Origin of the sequence: Bacillus sp. 22190, from assembly GCF_052045575.1 — a bacterium.
Taxonomy (GTDB): domain Bacteria; phylum Bacillota; class Bacilli; order Bacillales; family Bacillaceae; genus Bacillus; species Bacillus altitudinis.
Genome location: NZ_JBQEPF010000004.1, coordinates 294,965 through 311,640, shown reverse-complemented (window position 1 = coordinate 311,640; position 16,676 = coordinate 294,965). Strand labels below are relative to the sequence as shown.

At 42.2% G+C, this 16,676-nt stretch carries 20 protein-coding genes, 1 tRNA gene and 1 riboswitch; of the genes, 5 read left to right on the top strand and 16 right to left on the bottom strand.

The features are described from left to right. Nucleotides 1–26: 26 nt before the first annotated feature. The 9 genes from ACTJKA_RS08105 to ACTJKA_RS08065 form a co-directional block, all read right to left on the bottom strand. Entirely contained in the window at nt 27–737 is a 711-nt protein-coding gene (locus ACTJKA_RS08105; protein WP_440607684.1) for a hypothetical protein, read from the bottom strand. A gap of 24 nt (nt 738–761) precedes the next feature. Beyond that, entirely contained in the window at nt 762–1,091 is a 330-nt protein-coding gene (locus ACTJKA_RS08100; protein ID WP_440607683.1) for a hypothetical protein, read from the bottom strand. A gap of 253 nt (nt 1,092–1,344) precedes the next feature. Beyond that, on the bottom strand, nt 1,345–1,623 hold the full coding sequence (locus tag ACTJKA_RS08095) for a helix-turn-helix domain-containing protein (RefSeq protein ID WP_440607682.1): 279 nt from the start codon (nt 1,621–1,623) through the stop codon (nt 1,345–1,347). A 99-nt stretch (nt 1,624–1,722) separates the two neighbouring features. Continuing rightward, complete coding sequence (locus ACTJKA_RS08090) at nt 1,723–2,655, bottom strand: hypothetical protein (RefSeq protein WP_350385531.1); 933 nt, start codon at nt 2,653–2,655, stop codon at nt 1,723–1,725. Continuing rightward, nucleotides 2,645–2,869: a helix-turn-helix domain-containing protein gene (locus tag ACTJKA_RS08085; protein ID WP_144481993.1), complete on the bottom strand. Its 225-nt coding sequence runs from the start codon at nt 2,867–2,869 to the stop codon at nt 2,645–2,647. The genes ACTJKA_RS08090 and ACTJKA_RS08085 overlap by 11 nt, the downstream gene beginning before the upstream one ends. Nucleotides 2,870–3,757: 888 nt before the next feature. Beyond that, the gene (locus tag ACTJKA_RS08080; protein WP_440607681.1) at nt 3,758–4,294 is read right to left on the bottom strand and encodes a hypothetical protein; all 537 of its coding nucleotides are present in this window, start codon (nt 4,292–4,294) and stop codon (nt 3,758–3,760) included. A gap of 24 nt (nt 4,295–4,318) precedes the next feature. Further along, nucleotides 4,319–4,864, bottom strand: coding sequence for a hypothetical protein (locus ACTJKA_RS08075; RefSeq protein WP_440607680.1), 546 nt, complete (start codon nt 4,862–4,864; stop codon nt 4,319–4,321). Between the two features lie 223 nt (nt 4,865–5,087). Then, nucleotides 5,088–5,618 carry a hypothetical protein gene (locus ACTJKA_RS08070; RefSeq protein WP_440607679.1) on the bottom strand — a complete coding sequence of 177 codons (531 nt, stop codon included), beginning with the start codon at nt 5,616–5,618 and terminating at the stop codon, nt 5,088–5,090. 227 nt (nt 5,619–5,845) lie between these two features. Further along, nucleotides 5,846–7,027 carry an AimR family lysis-lysogeny pheromone receptor gene (locus tag ACTJKA_RS08065; RefSeq protein ID WP_440607678.1) on the bottom strand — a complete coding sequence of 394 codons (1,182 nt, stop codon included), beginning with the start codon at nt 7,025–7,027 and terminating at the stop codon, nt 5,846–5,848. Nucleotides 7,028–7,120: 93 nt separating this feature from the next. On the opposite strand from ACTJKA_RS08065, the gene ACTJKA_RS08060 reads away from it, so the two are divergent. After that, nucleotides 7,121–7,348 (top strand): helix-turn-helix domain-containing protein, encoded by a 228-nt coding sequence (locus ACTJKA_RS08060; RefSeq protein ID WP_034622472.1) that lies wholly within the window; start codon nt 7,121–7,123, stop codon nt 7,346–7,348. 200 nt (nt 7,349–7,548) lie between these two features. Here ACTJKA_RS08060 and ACTJKA_RS08055 read toward each other — a convergent pair whose 3' ends face one another. Beyond that, nucleotides 7,549–7,860, bottom strand: a complete 312-nt coding sequence (locus tag ACTJKA_RS08055) for a hypothetical protein (protein WP_240688358.1) — start codon at nt 7,858–7,860, stop codon at nt 7,549–7,551. A 502-nt stretch (nt 7,861–8,362) separates the two neighbouring features. On the opposite strand from ACTJKA_RS08055, the gene ACTJKA_RS08050 reads away from it, so the two are divergent. After that, the gene (locus ACTJKA_RS08050) at nt 8,363–8,611 is read left to right on the top strand and encodes a helix-turn-helix domain-containing protein (RefSeq protein WP_440607677.1); all 249 of its coding nucleotides are present in this window, start codon (nt 8,363–8,365) and stop codon (nt 8,609–8,611) included. A 734-nt stretch (nt 8,612–9,345) separates the two neighbouring features. Here ACTJKA_RS08050 and ACTJKA_RS08045 read toward each other — a convergent pair. The 6 genes from ACTJKA_RS08045 to ACTJKA_RS08020 form a co-directional block, all read right to left on the bottom strand. Further along, nucleotides 9,346–9,882 (bottom strand): site-specific integrase, encoded by a 537-nt coding sequence (locus tag ACTJKA_RS08045; RefSeq protein ID WP_113755081.1) that lies wholly within the window; start codon nt 9,880–9,882, stop codon nt 9,346–9,348. A gap of 2 nt (nt 9,883–9,884) precedes the next feature. Continuing rightward, nucleotides 9,885–10,613, bottom strand: coding sequence for a helix-turn-helix domain-containing protein (locus tag ACTJKA_RS08040; protein ID WP_440607676.1), 729 nt, complete (start codon nt 10,611–10,613; stop codon nt 9,885–9,887). A 163-nt stretch (nt 10,614–10,776) separates the two neighbouring features. After that, complete coding sequence (locus tag ACTJKA_RS08035; protein WP_440607675.1) at nt 10,777–11,820, bottom strand: tyrosine-type recombinase/integrase; 1,044 nt, start codon at nt 11,818–11,820, stop codon at nt 10,777–10,779. 157 nt (nt 11,821–11,977) lie between these two features. Then, nucleotides 11,978–12,050: transfer RNA gene (locus ACTJKA_RS08030), tRNA-Val, on the bottom strand. 128 nt (nt 12,051–12,178) lie between these two features. Continuing rightward, nucleotides 12,179–13,357 carry a cystathionine beta-lyase gene (metC, locus tag ACTJKA_RS08025; protein WP_125589033.1) on the bottom strand — a complete coding sequence of 393 codons (1,179 nt, stop codon included), beginning with the start codon at nt 13,355–13,357 and terminating at the stop codon, nt 12,179–12,181. Continuing rightward, the gene (locus ACTJKA_RS08020; RefSeq protein WP_268357709.1) at nt 13,354–14,472 is read right to left on the bottom strand and encodes a methionine biosynthesis PLP-dependent protein; all 1,119 of its coding nucleotides are present in this window, start codon (nt 14,470–14,472) and stop codon (nt 13,354–13,356) included. The genes metC and ACTJKA_RS08020 overlap by 4 nt, the downstream gene beginning before the upstream one ends. A gap of 79 nt (nt 14,473–14,551) precedes the next feature. Then, a riboswitch (SAM riboswitch) is annotated at nt 14,552–14,673 on the bottom strand. A gap of 220 nt (nt 14,674–14,893) precedes the next feature. Here ACTJKA_RS08020 and ACTJKA_RS08015 point away from each other — a divergent pair. Genes ACTJKA_RS08015 through ACTJKA_RS08005 form a run of 3 tightly spaced genes read left to right on the top strand, consistent with a single transcriptional unit; the run spans nt 14,894 to nt 16,643 of the window. Beyond that, on the top strand, nt 14,894–15,634 hold the full coding sequence (locus tag ACTJKA_RS08015; RefSeq protein WP_440607674.1) for an esterase family protein: 741 nt from the start codon (nt 14,894–14,896) through the stop codon (nt 15,632–15,634). Nucleotides 15,635–15,686: 52 nt separating this feature from the next. Then, a complete protein-coding gene (locus ACTJKA_RS08010; protein ID WP_024720139.1) occupies nt 15,687–16,202 on the top strand; it encodes a YjcG family protein in 516 nt (171 codons plus the stop codon). Nucleotides 16,203–16,208: 6 nt separating this feature from the next. After that, the gene (locus tag ACTJKA_RS08005) at nt 16,209–16,643 is read left to right on the top strand and encodes a GNAT family N-acetyltransferase (protein WP_047945552.1); all 435 of its coding nucleotides are present in this window, start codon (nt 16,209–16,211) and stop codon (nt 16,641–16,643) included. Nucleotides 16,644–16,676: the final 33 nt, after the last annotated feature.

Sequence of the window (16,676 nt, the reverse complement as noted above, 5' to 3'; positions counted from 1 at the left end):
AGGACGCCCGAAGGCGTCCACGATGTCTATTCAGCATGTTTATCCAAGTATTCATCTGGACTATTTACAAAATCAGCAGTATGATGACCGATTATGTTCGAAAGGGTACTATGATGCATTCCGCCTTTTAATAAAAGATCACTCTGTCGTGCGGACTCTACACTTTCCTTAATCTCCAAGGCGCTCTTTTGTTCTTCTGTCATTGCTTTAGAATTAATATTTTTGAGAATGGAGTGTAGTTGTTCCTTGCCTACCCCTAAACCCACTAAAGAATTAGACAGTGACGAAAATTCGTTCCTGATTTCCCTCGCAAAGCTGGGATGATCAATCGCTTCAACAAAGTCTTTAAAATTCCTTAAAGCTACTGTTTGGTTTGGTGATAAACCTATTTCCGCTTTGAGCTGTTCAAATTTATGCTTAAACATTAGACTATCATGTTCGCTAGGTTGTTCAATCGCCCCGACGATGATAGATTCGGCATCTCTCACGATTTTATCTTGCGCCGCCTTTATGCTGGCTTTTACTTGGCTGAACTCTTTCATAAGTTCTCGTGCGAGAAGGTTTTGTGTTTCTTCTATTTTCGCTCCTCGGCCTGCTTCGCTTAGAAAGGGATCTGAATAAATGCGACGTCTTTCTTCCTGAAACATGCCTGCTGCTTGGGTACTAAGTGTTTTCGGTTTGTTCATCAATTCGCGCATTTCCCTAAGGTCCTGTGTCATTTTCTCTAATTTTGTCATATGTTGTTCCTCCTATTGTTACCGCTATTCTGCGGTTGTTAATTTTTCGATCATATCTTCAGCGTTCTTCATTTCCGGCAAGACGTACACCTCATTAGCTCCTAAAAGGTGGGCGCTAGACACCGCGTTTTTAAGCAACGCAAGAAGATCGCGTTCACAATTAGTAGAACTAACGTAAATTTCGCCGTTGTTATTTGTAACTGCGAAGGCCCCGCGGTCAGTGTCTAGGCCAATATGCGCAGCACCGTCTTTAAAAAGATCGGCCATGCTGCCGTTTGCAGTTTCGCGAACATAATAAGACTCTGCGGCGCCATAATCGCCGTAAAATTCGTTTACTTTTGAAACGCAGTACATCCGATCACTCCTTCGCATATATCAATTCTCCGCCTACATCTGCGTAACGACAAGTCATGACGGCGCGGGAAATCTGCATATCTTTCGACCCTTCTGTTTCTCGATACATAATTTCGCCGGTCTCGGAATCTACGAGTAACACCTCGTCACTTTTAACGAAAACTATTACGATGATCGCCTCCTATAAAAATCAAACGAAATTAGCGATTTGAGTGCGCTTGACCCCTATTGATTGCCGCTATTGTTTAGACGGCTAATTTTGCGTAGTTTTTATGTCTAAATCGTCGGTTCTGATTGCAGCAACGTCTTCTTTTCTTTCGGTTCTGTCATAAAACTCCAGTAAAGACTTTATTGTCGTTTCTGTCAGTTTTAAATCGTTTAAAATACATTCCGAAAAACCTTCGCTTAACTCTTGTTCACCCGACTCGATTCTCGAAACTGTGGCCAGTGATGTGCGGGTAATTTTTGCGACGTCCTCCTGTGTTAAACGATAGAGCTTGCGGATTTTGAAGAGCGATTTTCTATCAAGCATGTTTATCTCCTCCGTAATTGAAAATTTTTTTACATTAATAATAAGCACGACAAATAGACATCTTTGCACTTTGACGATGCTTGGATGCCTGTCATATATTTAATTGAATAAGGCTTTAATCGCGGCCAGTGAATCCCCTTTCCCTGCATATATAACACGCGGATTAACAACGGTTTTTCGTTTCCTTCTGTCTCCGCTGATTTCAAAGAACCCAAAGACTGGCTTACCTTCATATTTAATTTTGTTCAAAGTAGCTTTAAATTGACCTTGATCTTTGTATCCAAGAAGCGCAGCTAACTTATCTAATGGTATAGGTTTTACTAAGTCCTCATTTGATTCGCTTGGATTGAATGAAACGATATTGAATTTGAAGTTTACAAATGGCAAAACGGCATATATGATCGCGAGTTGTTTTACTGAGCGCCCACTGTACGCCCTGCAAAGATTCCTTACTGTAGTACGGAACATTCTTGTATGCTGCATTTCTTTCGTGAGTTGTCTGACGTCAGAATGCGCCCCGCGATAGAAAACACAAGGGTTCATATAAATAACGTCATTTTCTTCACGAATAATGTTCTCGTCCTCTAGCTTTTTATAGAAGTCTCTGAATTTACCGGCGCTCATTCCTACTAGACTGTTTAATCCGCTTTTATTAATTGGTTTACCGTTATCATATTTTAGCTGACCGTCGCCCCATCCGGTGTATGTACCGATTAGCATTAAGCGTGCTAGGTCGGATTGGTTGAGCTTCGGGAAACTTTCTTCCATAGTAACTGCGTCATTGTAAAAAGCGGTAACAAAACCACCGTTTTCAGATTCATGCGCAGTCAGATCGTCCTTAATTTTTAGATTACGAACCTGATTACCGGACGTTTTCGTAACTACTTCTACTAGGTGAGAGACGTCCCTGCCGTGTTTATTGAAGATTTGGCCGTCTTTTATCGTGGCTTCTTCTTTAATTCCGAAAATATCCTTTTTGACGCCTGCAGGTAGGCTCATCCATTGGCGCTGCTCTACAACTCTATTCGTCAAATACGATCGCCTCCCTTAATTTTCGTAGTTCTTGAAGTTTCTTTTCGTCTAAATTAAACGCAATCATGAATCGATTCGCCATTCGTTCGGTGAACCTTCTTTCTTGGCGCTCAATTAAGGCGATCATCTGAGTAGAACACCCTAGTTTGTTGGCTAGTTCAGCCTGAGTCATCTTTCTTGTGACTCTGAATGTACGTAACAATTCCGGTGACATTGCATCGCCCTCCCCTATTTCTTTTTGTTATTATTTATAAACTTCTATGCAAATAAAAAAAGAACCCATTTTCGGGTTATCCTTCCTATAACGTAGTACAGCATATTCAATCGTTATACAAGCATCTTCATTATGTAAGACAGCATATTCATATATTTTATGGGTATAGACAATTACCGAATTTACTCCCTCACTTAATAGGATGCATATATGTGTGTTTGACAAGTGAATTTTGCTTCCCTATAAAGTAAGGCGACATATTTGCGGTAAATGTAGGGTATATCTAACATATTTACGTCCTTCTATAACGTAAGACAGCATATGCGTATGTTACGCAAGTATTATACCCATACGAAATACTTGGTTTTTCGGGTCGTTTTTCCGGCTAATACTTGGTTTTTCGGGTCGTCGTCAAAAGTGGTCACGTGCTTAGAGCCGCACAGGTTTGGGACATTTTATAAATTGCTGGTATATCTTAGTCAGTAATCTATATTTTAATTACCAACGCAACAAATCTCCTCAATATTAAACCATAGCAAATCGTCCGCTTACGCTCACTCTTTGCAAATATACTTTATCGCGATAGATATATCTTTTAAATTAGGTATTTGCGCGAAGGGTTTTAACTGAGCGCTAGTCTTTTATCTCGTAAGTAACAGCGTTCATAAGTACAGTCGCATGTGACCGACTGAAATCGGGACATTACCTTTTAAAAAACATGCAATTAAGCCGTTTTGTTCTGTTTTCGCCACACTGAAACCATGTATCATGAACGTCACACGGTCTCGACATGAAACAAAATCACACGAAATTAAGCCGTTCAGGCCTTCCAAGTATACTAAGTCTCATCCGCTCCCGAAACGTCTAATTTCGTGCAATTTCACAGCTTTAAAGATACGGAACAAAGGTGCGTTCCACCTCGATCAGCTCACGATGTAACTTACTTCTTTCTTTATGGCGCTTGCTATTCTCGAAACAAAGGTCCGACAACTTCTTAGCATTTTGAATCAAGATCACGTCGTCCGTTTCTCCGATCTGTGCCCGTTTTGTGAAGGCGATTTCAAGACTCGTTTGCGCGAAAGTTACTTCGACGTCCATCCACTGGCTGTAAAGGCGATAGTATTCCTCTTTCAGTCCGCGAAGAGCGGTCGATCTAACTAATTCGCACGCGCTGCGGCTGCTCCCAGGTAGTTTTCCGATCTCATAAACGCCGATGATTGCGCCGTTTGTTGCGATGATAAGACGCGTGTTCGTCGGGTAGTGGTCGTAAACTGCTTCAGATCCGTTCGTTGAATCAAACGTATATACTTTGACGGCTTGGTGCGCGCGTCCGATTAGTTCGTTAGCTGCGTTCTCTTTGGATAGGCCAAAAACTCGCACGGCCTCTGAGATTGTTTTATTAGTTACATGGAAAAATTTTTTCATAGTTAGTACCTCCGGTTCGCTTAGTTATGCAAGCAATAGCTCGCGGTTTTTAGTTGTATCTAGTCGCTTAAGAATACGTGTTACACTCCATCTATTTACACCTGTTATTCTGCTTATTTCCGCGTATGACGGCTTGTCGCTCTGCAAAAACGTTTCAACTATCTTCAAAGTGATTTCGTCTTCTATCATTTCTTTAAAAATCCGCATTGTTTCATTTTGAATATAGGCTTCTTCTGTCGTTGCGCCTGTGGTTTTATCCGCTCCTACGTCCTGCGGATCGACGATAGTTTCTTTATCTCGGCGCACCGATTGATTCCTGTATACGTTCGCGCGCGCTCTTTTCACGCTGAATTTGTACAAGTGTTCGAACGGTCGAATGCCATCCCACTTTTCAACGCACTTCATCAATATGTCTTCGTATAGCGCAATCACGTCGGCTTCATTTGAGTTGATCGATCGCGCGATTGTGGAAAATTTTTTTCTATGTTTGTCGATAAGTTCCCGATATAGCTCATTAAATACAAGTTCGTTTTTGGTTTCGCGATATTCGATAACAAGTGCGTCAATCATTTGAATCGCCTCGCTCTTCCTTTACGATTGACCAATACATACCCCCGATTATTACCGCGGCTATGCTCCCGACAAAACTTCCGTACATTGCGAAGTCTGATATGATTTCGTTCATTTGTTGCCCTCCCGTAGTTGCATACGAGGACGTTCGTACTTTGTTCGCTTGTTAATCGTATTGAAAACGGTTATCATAAACATGACGAAGCCCTCGCGGTTTAGTTGATTAGGACGCCAGTTCCCGCTGGCATTTTAATCGGAAACGTTGGATGTATTTTCGATTACCTTCGATATTGCCGCCAAAATGCTGCGCTAACAGCATGGCGATTTCGGTGTTATTCGTGCATCCCCGTGACCAGTTCTTTAATATCATTTCTTTACGAAGATCGCCTTGCGCTAACAGGGCGGTCTTTTCTTTTAGTAAAACCTCGCCTTCGACGTCCGCTAAAACGTCTCTTGGCTCCCACGAAACTTGACCTTCGTCTCGCATTCCTTCTATTGATAATGCCGCTGCACGTTTCGTTTGTTTCAGATACGTAATACTTTCGCGTTTGATAATTCGCTGTATCAGCGCCCTTTTGTCGCGCCCGTTCTCCCTATACCGGTCTAGCCAGTAACCAACCGATAATAATGTGCGTTGTTCGAACGATGTTTGATCGGGCACGCTTCCCGCGATTCTTTCAGATTCATGATGTATATACGGCATTGCGCCGGATTCCATCGCTAACGTTAGTAGATACGCCTTTCTTTCGTCCACTCCCTCGCCTCCGAATTAGTAATGTTTTCTTCTGTAAGTAAATAGTAGCACGCATTTGGAAAATATTAATTTTTTTACAGCATCTATCTAAAAGAATATATAGTGTAAAGAATTTTCAAATAAAACAAAAAAAGGACGAACAATTAAGTTCGCCCCGTTCCTGCTTAGATGATCAACCGCCCGGCTTCGGTACTGCTTGCGGCACTATATTTCCGGATGTCTCCGTGTTAGCTCCCGGCGCAGAAGTCGCCGCAATAATCGCTCCAAAAAGTAAAACTCCTAATAAAATCTTTTTCAAAATAACTCTCCCCTTCGTAGTTTAGTCGGATATCTTTCATTGAGTTTGCGAAAGTAGCATCAAGACCGATTCTTACGAGATCGTCAACTAAGGAACTCTGAAACAGGTAATTAAACTCCTGCGTGTACACCTTATAAGCCTGCGAAAGTTCCGCCATCGTACCGGCACCAATCAATCTAAAATACCGAATAATCGGATCGTCTTCTCCCCACAACATCTCATCTGCACTAGGCAAGTCCGTAGGAAATTCGCCAGTAGTCTTGTAACGGAAGTATCCCTCGTATAACTTCAAGGTGTTTCTAGTCTCTCTTATTATTGACTCGTCGCGACTATCGACCGATTCACGTAACGCCTCACGTAAGTAATGAAGGCATTTACCCTCGTCTTCGCCCATGAAAGACACTCCTAAGTAATAGTATGAGTCAGAATTAGTTTTTGCACAAATATTTGAAAAAAGTAGAATTTCTGCGTATTTTCTTGCTTTAGGCAGGTCTTTTAGATGCAGATACGCAGGCGCTAAAACTTCTGCTAGTCTAAATAAGTAGCATTCCATAAAAAAACCGCGGCGCGTCTCTCCTAACTCGCTTATTCCTTTTTCGATAGACGACGCAACTTCTAGGATGCTTAAAAAGCGTTGATCGTGATATAGACAATAACAATTAAATATCATCTTTAATATTTTCAGTTCCTTATCTTTACCGCACTTCATCTCATCTAAGTGAGCTTTCAGATCCTTTATAGAAATAGTATTGACCATGTAGTTATAGATCATTTGGTAAAACTGTGTATAATTCGATAAACTCACGTCTTTTCTGTGGGCGCTTAGAAGTTCCTCTATCAGTGAAATATCTCTTTTTATTGCTGCATACTCAAATGCGTGCTTAATTGACTCGGTTGTTGTAACTTTCAGACACCAGTCGCGCATGTGGCGATGATAGTCAGCTCCCGAAATTAGTTGCGCAACTTTTAGAAGGGTCTTAAATCCAATTTTTCCGGTTTTCTTCAAGTTATACAACTGATTAACATGAATATTTAATTTTGCTGCTACTGAATCAAAATCTAAAAACAAGTCGTCAAAGCAATTTAACACATCATTTTGCAACGCGCCCAAACTGAATCCCCCTCTTTTTGGTATCTCTCTTTTATATTTGGTCTTTTATAAGGTATAATTTGAACCGTATAGCCCGATATAAGCTATGCGGAGGTGTTTGTCACGGTTAAGTATCGTCGAGGTAGATGTTTACTTAGCGACCGACTCCGTGAGCGTGGCTATACTCAAACGCAACTAGCCGATAGAACTGGTTACGATAAGTCCATTATTTCGAAGTACGTCAATGGCACGCGTGGCATGAATTTCGATACCGCGAAAACCATAGCCGCTGCGATTAATTGCACCATTGACGATCTTTACGAATGGATTGAGTATGATTAGATGTCGGTCGCTGGCGGGTCAAACACGCCCGTCACCCGAAAGTTGTACGTTTGTACAACAATTCCGTCGATATTCCCGTCACAAAGGGAACCTCCGTTCTATTTTGTTCTCTATAATACACTAATCACATCGCCATTATCGTCGTTATTTGTCGAATAAATCTAAATATTTATGTGTAATTTATGGTAAGGCTTCCGTATTCAGTGAGAAACCATGCGGCGCGATGCCATGATCATAAAATCGACAACCGACATTCGCGCGATTTCCTCTATAGAACGACCTGCGATCGCTTCGTTTTCGTCGTCGATTCGGAACAATACTTCGTCTCGGTCGCCGATCTCCCAGGCGCCAGGAACGCCCGCCATCTTATAAAGCGCAAGACCGTTACCTTCTTCGTACCCTATCGCGTAACCATCTCCTAAATGCACTAAATCTTTTTCTTTACGAAAGTGGACGCCCTTTCCGTAAAAGTCGTAAAAGACAAGTTCAGCCTTGATCGATTCTTTTTTCATTTTCATTTCCTCCTTTTAATCACCTTCATAATAAGTAGTGAAGCGTATAGTGATGTAGTTGCAATAATTATTTGATCAAGCGTAGATAATTTTCTGAAGGTCATCGATGCGATTAAAAAGCCGAGCGTTAGAAGTATCAAGTAATCAATAGTATAGAGTCTCTCCATATGTGGTATAATTGATTGAACCGGGGCTTGGCGCCCCGTCCGTTTACTTGCGACGTTTCTTCTTGGAGGGAGACCGTCGCTTTTTCTTTTTTCTCATTGCGATTAGCTCTAATGAAATTTTGATAATGCCGAGCCATGCGCCTATGAGTACGGATATTTTTGTTGCTAGTTCAATCAATTATTTTTTCACTCCCTTCTTGCCATACTTTTTGTATGACTTTCTATACTTAGTATAACTTCTTATACATTATCAGTCAACAAATCATACAAAATATTTTTAAAAATGGACAAAATGTATTATTTGTTATACATTATAGATGAAGGAAGGTGTTAATATGACTAGACGTCAAAAGGAAATTAGGTTAAAACCGTCGTACAAGCCGTTAGAGCATATGCTTATTAGGAAGGATAAAAAGAAAACGGACCTTCGTAATGAGTTAGGACTCTCGCCTAATACAGTCGCTAAAATCTCCGCAGGCGAATTTGTTGCTATGACCGTTATCGCGCAGCTTTGTGATTATCTTGATTGCCGCATCGAAGACATAGTCGAATTTGTTCCGAACTATACCGATGATCAGTCGTAATGGCTGGTCTTTTTTTTATTACGAAATTGAACGAAATTAGCCGTTTTGATAACTACGTGTATATTTCGTTCCAGCGGGCAGCAAGCGAGGCAAAACGTAGGAAAATGCGTGGTAAATTAGAGGCGTTCGAGGCGTTTCTTGAAGCGGATTGATCGAAACATCGTGTAGCAAACGTAATTGACCGTCTAACACCCCGAGTCTAAAAAATTGTGCGCAAGTTTTGCTCACCAGATCGGGCGGTTTTGGCTGGGGCGCTTGGGGGCGGGCGGCTCCTTCCTTCGTTTCATCGCGAAAATGAATAAAATATACACAAAAACGCATAATGAACGTAACAGAATCACCTTTTGTTACATTCGCGAACGTACGAAAGCATTGGTATGACAACTTTTGTCACGTTCTTATCTTCGCAATGACTACTATTGTTTTTATGCAACGTATAAACCGCACCACGCCGGTATGCTCCCCGATGCCCTATGCCGGCCCGACTGTATAAGATCATGCATAAACGGTTCGTCGTCGGATGTTACACGTCGATACGTAACACACAACGTTAAGGCGCCCTATGCCCGTAACCTATCGTCACATAAACGTTGGTAGGACGCGGCTTAACGCCTCGTTGTGCCGCAGTGTACCGACCCTTACTATCAACCCCTACATTCTATATACAGTAACATGGTGCAACACCCCCCTGAGTTTTAGGCGGCCTTGTCCGCGGGCGTCGCTTGCTTGGTGTTTTATATCTCGATAGCCTCGTATGCAGCGTCGATCTCATCCGCAGTTATGCCGATATACTTCAACGTTTGAGCCTCCGAACTATGGCCGAATACTTTCATAATCCGCGTAATGTTTATACCTTTCGAATAAAGCTGATACCCGAATGTTTTACGTAGTGTATGCGTCCCTATATCGATATTTATTCCGGCTCTTACGGCTGCTGCATTTAAGACACGATATGCCTGAACGCGGCTGATCGGTTTATTAATACCTTTGCGCGACTGAAATACATACGAATCATCGTCTCCGTCTAACTTCTGCGCCAGCTTAACAACCGTAGATGACAACTTAATATCGCGAGTCTTTCCCGTCTTGCCTTCCTTGATAGTTAGATGCGACTGTCCTCGAAGATCACCGACTCTTATCGTTAGCAAGTCAGATATACGGAGGCCCAGCGATACGCCTAGTACGAACATAACTAGATCGCGGCCGTGAAGTGCCTTCTTCATTCGTTCTATATCTCTTTTATTTTTGATTGCGTCAACTGTATTCGCCATTCTCATTCGCCCCTTTCGATTTCCATGCGGTAAAGATTATCGAACAGATTCGTTAATATCCCACTATAATATCCGACAATATTTCGTATATGCTTCCGTTTAACGCCGATAAAAGCGATACGGAGCGCATTCAAGCCGATTTCATCTAGCAAAGACTTATCATAAGCGGATTTAAGGGCGGACGTCTGCGCCAAGTACACGCCATATAGACGGTTTGTTAGACGCCGATCGGTTACAAAACATTCGATGACGTTTTTGAATGCAGCATACGTATTACGTAGTAAATTATTTTTGCTTTTAAGAATAACGGCTTCGTCTTCGGATTTTAGGCGCTCCGCCTTAGTCTCCGTAGGCTTGGCCGCATCTTGGCGGAGTTGCATTTGCGCAGTAGCACTAGAAGGCGCAGGCGCTAGGATGACGTACATATTTGCGCCGTTACCTCCGCTAACAGGGCGATATTTTATTTCTTTACGAATAATGCCGAGAGTTTCTAAGCGCTTGATCGCGCGGATAATTGTAGTACGGTGCTTTCCGATAAGTGTCGCTATGGAATCGATCTTCAGCCACGCAACGCCTGGCGTTTTGACTGCGTGACGCGATAGCACCTTCAAGACGTCTATTGCTGACGGGGATAGGTTGGATTTATTGCGGTAGATGTGCGTGCGGACGGCGCCGTTCAGATCGTCAATTGAACGGAATTGGGCCATTTTTGCGGATTCTTTCGTATACATGTTCGTCTCTCCCTTTGAGAGAACGCAGACCATTTCGAAATTAAGGCGCACTTAAATAAGCGTTTGACTCGTACGCTTTTTTCCGATATAATGGAAGCAGGGTTAGGGCGTTCCACTTATCGAATTTTATTCGGTTGGTGAGCGTTCTTTTTTTTGTGTATTTTTATATAAGTATTTTTCTCGGCTTCGCTTGCGCTTTTATGACCGAGTTCATGACGGTGTTTTTCGCATGTGCTTTTTTGATAGAATCATCGGATACGTGCGTATATCTTTGAATCATCCGCAAGTCTAAATGACCAAGAAGTTTTTGTAGCATTCGACTATCTCCGCCATTTTCTAAAAATCGAGTAGCCGCTGTATGCCGGAATAAGTGTGGATGTATGCGTTTATCTATACGGGCTTCTTTTGCATATTCTACAAGTCTCTTTCTAAAATGATCCCGCCCCAAGCGCTCTCCATAGTTTGTAAGGAATACATAATCACTGTCGAAATCTTCAATCTCCTCGATAAGTTCACGTACTAACCGCATTGTAGAAGACAGCAGCGGTAAGAAGCGCGTTTTTCTATTCTTTGCTATGGCTCCTCTGATCACCAAAACATTCGTTTTAAAATCGAAGTCACTTTTTTTGACATGAGTTGCCTCACCTATACGCATCATCCCGTCTAGTAAAACATTCATTAATACATAATCGCGGAAACCTGCGTAACTTTCACGATCAGGCGCCTTCAGTAATCTACCGAGTTCGGCAGGTCCTAGTATGACGATAGGCTCTTCAATTTCCTTCACGTTTTTGATACCTTTCATAACGTTTTCAAATACGATCCCTTCGTTTTCCAACGTACTATACATGACACGCAACGTCTTTAGTCTCGTATTAATTGTACTATCCGCGAGCCCGACCTTTCTGTTCTCATCCGGTATGTACTCGTTTCCTTTAAATTGCCGCCAATTTAGTCGCATAAAATTTATGTAATGCCGTATCAAATCACGATCAATTTCTTTATTAGAATGCGGTATTCCAAATTCGTCTAAAAACGTTATTAACGACTTAAAATTATCGCGATACTGCTGCAAAGTACCAGGCGCACGCCCTTCGGCCTCTTTTATCGTCATAAACGCTTCGAACAGTACGGATAAGTCATCGGAATGACGTGCGCTTCTTTTGCGTTTGTTTTTAACTTTCTTTCCACTGAGGATATTACCCATTAAAAAACGACCCCCTTTCTTTTCAGAACGAGAGTCGATAACGTGGGGAACTACCCTGCGTAAAAAATACGGGTAAGTCACCGATAAGTCAGCGCAAATAAAAAAGCGGCAGAAATACCGTTATAATAACGATTTTCTACCGCAAGGGTTTCAACGATGATTCCGACTGGGCTCGAACCAGCGACCTCTACCCTGTCAAGGTAGCGCTCTCCCAGCTGAGCTACGGAATCGGGTTATGTATCAGTTCTGGGCTTTCTGTTACTGACAGTCTCTATTATATAACCATCATCGTCAGACGTCAATGGTTTTGTTCAAAAAAGGCACAAAGCCGGTATCTGCACCGGCTTTTCACTGACTTTTATGATTGGTTCACAAGAGCTGGCTTTAGTTGATCTAGTGCTTGTTTGAAGTCCCTTTTGAGGTCTTCTCCGTTTTCTACGCCCACACTTAATCGAAGTAAACCATCCGTGATGCCTCTTTTTTCTCTTTCTTCTTTTGGCATAGCGGCATGTGACATTTTGGCTGGGTACGACAGAATGGATTCGACGGCGCCAAGGCTGACAGCGAATACAGGTAATGTGACGCCATCGACCAATTCTTTGACAGCCGCTTGGTTTTCTAGTTCAAATGAAAGAACAGCACCTGCACCGCTCGCCTGCTTCCGCTGAATGTCTGCCCCTGGGTGATCATCTAATCCTGGGTAATATACTTTTTTGACCGCAGGATGTTCTTTTAGGAATGTAGCCAGTTCTAATGCGGTTTGACTGGCTTTTTCTAATCTGACTTGAAGGGTCTTTAATCCTCTAAGCACAAGCCAGCAATCCTGTACGCCAAGTACCGCCCCGAAGGAGTTTTGCAGCGAATAAAGTTCGTCTCCTAGCTTCTCATCTTTCACCACGGCTAAGCCTGACAGTACATCACTGTGGCCGCTTAAAAATTTCGTTGCACTGTGCAGCACAACGTCTACACCAAGGTCCAGCGGACGCTGAAGCGCAGGCGTTAAAAACGTATTATCTAAGAAAGTCAGACAGTCATGTTCTTTCGCAATCTGTACGACACCTTCAATATCCGTAATACCGAGTGTAGGGTTTGACGGTGTTTCCATGTAAATGACTTTTGTATTTGATTGAATGCCTTGTTTCACTTCATTCAAATTGGTCATGTCCACAAAGGTATGCTCAATCCCAAATCTTGAAAGAACTTGGGTGATCATTCGGAAAGTACCTCCGTACACATCTCTTGTGACAAGGACATGATCTCCTTTTGATAATAGAAGAAAAGCGGTTGAAATGGCTGCCATACCTGACGCAAAGGCAAGCCCTCTCGTTCCTCCTTCTAGCGCTGCAATGGTATCCTCCAATGCCTGACGTGTAGGGGTGCCTGATCGGGAGTAGTCATATTGACCAAAGTCATCGAAGCTGCTTTGGTGAAACGTCGATGCATGTTGAATCGGTACACTGACTGCACCTGTTGAGCGGTCTGTTTTAAACGCATTATGAACGAGTTGTGTTTCTAGTGTCCAATCATGTGTGGTCATTTCGTGTGTACCTCCTCTTTCACATTTGATAGTGCCTGTTTTAAGTCTGCTTTTAGGTCCTCCACATGCTCAATCCCAACAGAGAAACGGAGAAGCTTATTACACACACCGTTTGCGATGCGAATCTCTTCTGGAATATCCATGTGCGTTTGCGTTGCAGGATACGTAATGAAGCTTTCGACTCCGCCAAGGCTTTCAGCAAAACAAATCGTTTTCAGCTGCTTCAAAAATGGATTGACCCAGTCCTCTTTGGCTACTCGGAATGACAGCATGCCTCCCTTTCCTGGGTAAAGGACATCTTGAATTTCCGGCTGCTGATTTAGAAAGTCAGCTAATTCTTTCGCATTTGCTTCGTGCTGGCGCATTCTCAGCGCCAATGTTTTCATTCCTCTCATTAAAAGCCATGAGTCAAATGGTGATAAAACCGCCCCAATGGCGTTTTGATGCTGGAACATGTCTTCCGATAGCTTCTCTCCTTTTGTGACGACAAGTCCGGCAAGAACATCGTTATGTCCGCCTAAATATTTGGTGGCACTATGAATGACAATGTCCGCTCCGAGTGTAATCGGTTTTTGCAAGACGGGCGTATAAAAGGTGTTATCCACAATGACCAATGCACCGTGTTCTTTTGCGATTTTCGCAACCTTTTGAATATCCGCTTCCTGCATGAGTGGGTTTGTTGGCGTTTCAATAAAAACGGCTTTTGTATTTGGCGTCATTTTAGAGCGTAAACAGTCTTCATCTGAAAAATCATCATAAACAAAGCGCAGTCCGTACTTTTTCCATTCGTTTTCAAATAGACGGTATGTACCGCCATATAAATCTGATGAAACAATGAGTTCATCCCCGCTCTCAAACAGCGCCATGATCGTTTGGATGGCAGCCATTCCCGAACTGAAGGCAAAACCGGCCGTTCCTTCTTCGAGTGAAGCAATCGCATCTTCTACAAGCTGCCTTGTTGGGTTTTTCGTCCGAATATAATCAAATCCTGTTGATTCCCCAATGCCTCTATGTCTGTAAGCTGTTGAAAGATAAACGGGAGGACTGACAGTTCCAGTCGCCTCTTCGCTGCGGTTTCCAATTTGCGCTAACTTCGTTTCCACATGTTCTGTCATTTGACACCATCCTAAGTAAAAATCTAATTTCAAAACAGAAAAACCCCTTCTTCATAAGAAGAAGGGGTTTAATCGCTTCCTCTTATCTTCCAAGCAAAAAAGCTGCTTGCTGGATTTAGCACCTTGGTACATCACATAAAGTAATGCATACCGGTTGCTGAGGTTTCAAAGGGCCAGTCCCTCCACCTCTCACGATAAGAATGTGTTGTCTGTCTGTTCTAATTCTTAATACTGTAACGCATTAAACCTCATTTTTCAAGGGGAAATGTAACGATTAATTAAAATTTTCTGTATTTTGCAGCAGATTGGATGTCAGCCAATTTGATTGCATGTTAGCATATAGGAACAACGCTGTTTTTCGTGTTACAATGAATGGAAACGTTTCACTTATGATGAATTTGGTTAGCTGGAGGAATGGATTATGGTGAAGAACACAGGCATCATTCAAGAAGAAACCTTACAGTCAAAAGAACTTGGGGCAGATATGACCATTTTGATTTATTTGCCAGTCAATTACTCCCCCCTTTATACATATCATGTCATCATTGCACAAGATGGTCATGATTATTTCCGTCTAGGTAAAATAGGCAGACAGGCGGAAGAATTAATGCAAAACAAAGAAATGGAACGCTCGATTATCATTGGTGTCCCATATGAAAATGTGACTGAAAGGCGAAATACGTATCATCCAGACGGACCAAAGTTCGAGGCGTATAAACGCTTTTTGGCAAATGAACTAGTTCCGTATATTGATGAACACTACCCAACGTATCAAGTTGGATCAGGTCGTACATTTATTGGTGATTCATTAGGTGCTACGATCTCACTTATGACAGCCCTTGATTATCCTTCGTTATTTGGCGGACTGATTTTGCAGTCTCCTTACGTGGATGAGTCGGTTCTGCAAGCAGTCAAACAGTCATCATCCCTTGCTCATTATGCCATTATCCATCAAATCGGGTTAGAAGAAACAGCTGTGAAAACGACAGATGGGCAAGTGCTAGACTTTATTCAGCCGAACGAAGAATTAAAGGTCCTTTTGGAGAAGTCCGGTGCGGATTATTTATTTGAGACATTCGAAGGCGATCATAAATGGACGTTTTGGCAGCCGCTCATTTCACCTTCGTTAAAAAGAATGCTCCCATATTCGTTAATCAACTGAATTTTGTTATAATAAAAAATAATAAATACTTTCTTAATCAGGAGGGAACATGATGAAATACGGAGTTGTTTTATTTCCATCAAAAAAATTGCAAGACATTGCGAACTCTTATCGGAAACGTTATGATCCGAACTATGCACTCATACCACCTCATTTAACATTAAGAACACCTTTTGAATTAACGGATCTAGAAGCAGCTGAGGTCGTCTCCACCTTGCGAGAGTACGCAAAAAATGCTTCTCCTATTACGTTACGTATAAAAAAATTCAGTTCATTCGCTCCTGTAAACAATGTGATTTATATGAAAGTAGAACCGAACGAAGAATTAATGACTCTCAATGAGAAGTTGTACACTGATCCGCTTGCTGGTACACCTGAATATGCATTTGTTCCGCATGTGACAGTGGCTCAAAAGTTATCAGACGATGAGCATTCAGACGTTCTAGGCACATTGAAGCTGAGAAAAATTGACCATGAGGAAACGGTTGACCGCTTCCATCTTTTATATCAATTAGAGAACGGTTCTTGGACCGTTTATGAAACATTTATCTTAGGAGAAGAGGGTTAAAGACATTTGAATACAGTCATCGTAAAAGAACAAACACAACGAGAAGATGCTTATTATGTTCGAAAAGAAGTTTTCGTAAAAGAACAAGAAGTCCCGTTAGAGATCGAAATTGATGAACTTGAGGACGAAGCCATTCACTTTGTCATTTATAATGATGACAACAAACCACAAGCTGCTGCTAGACTGCGCATAATTGAAGGTCATAAGGCAAAGCTTGAACGAATTTGTGTATTAAAAGAGGCGCGCTCTTTCGGTCTTGGCCACCAGCTTTTAGAAGCACTTGAGTCTGAAGCGATGGCAAACGGAGCGAAAGAAGCTGTCATGCATGCACAAGTCCAAGCTCTTCCTTTCTACGAAAAGAAAGGCTACAAAGCCATTTCAGAACCGTTTGAAGAAGCAGGAATTACACATGTCAAAATGACAAAAACACTATCCGTTTAACGAAAATAAAAAGCCAGGGCATCATGGATGCTC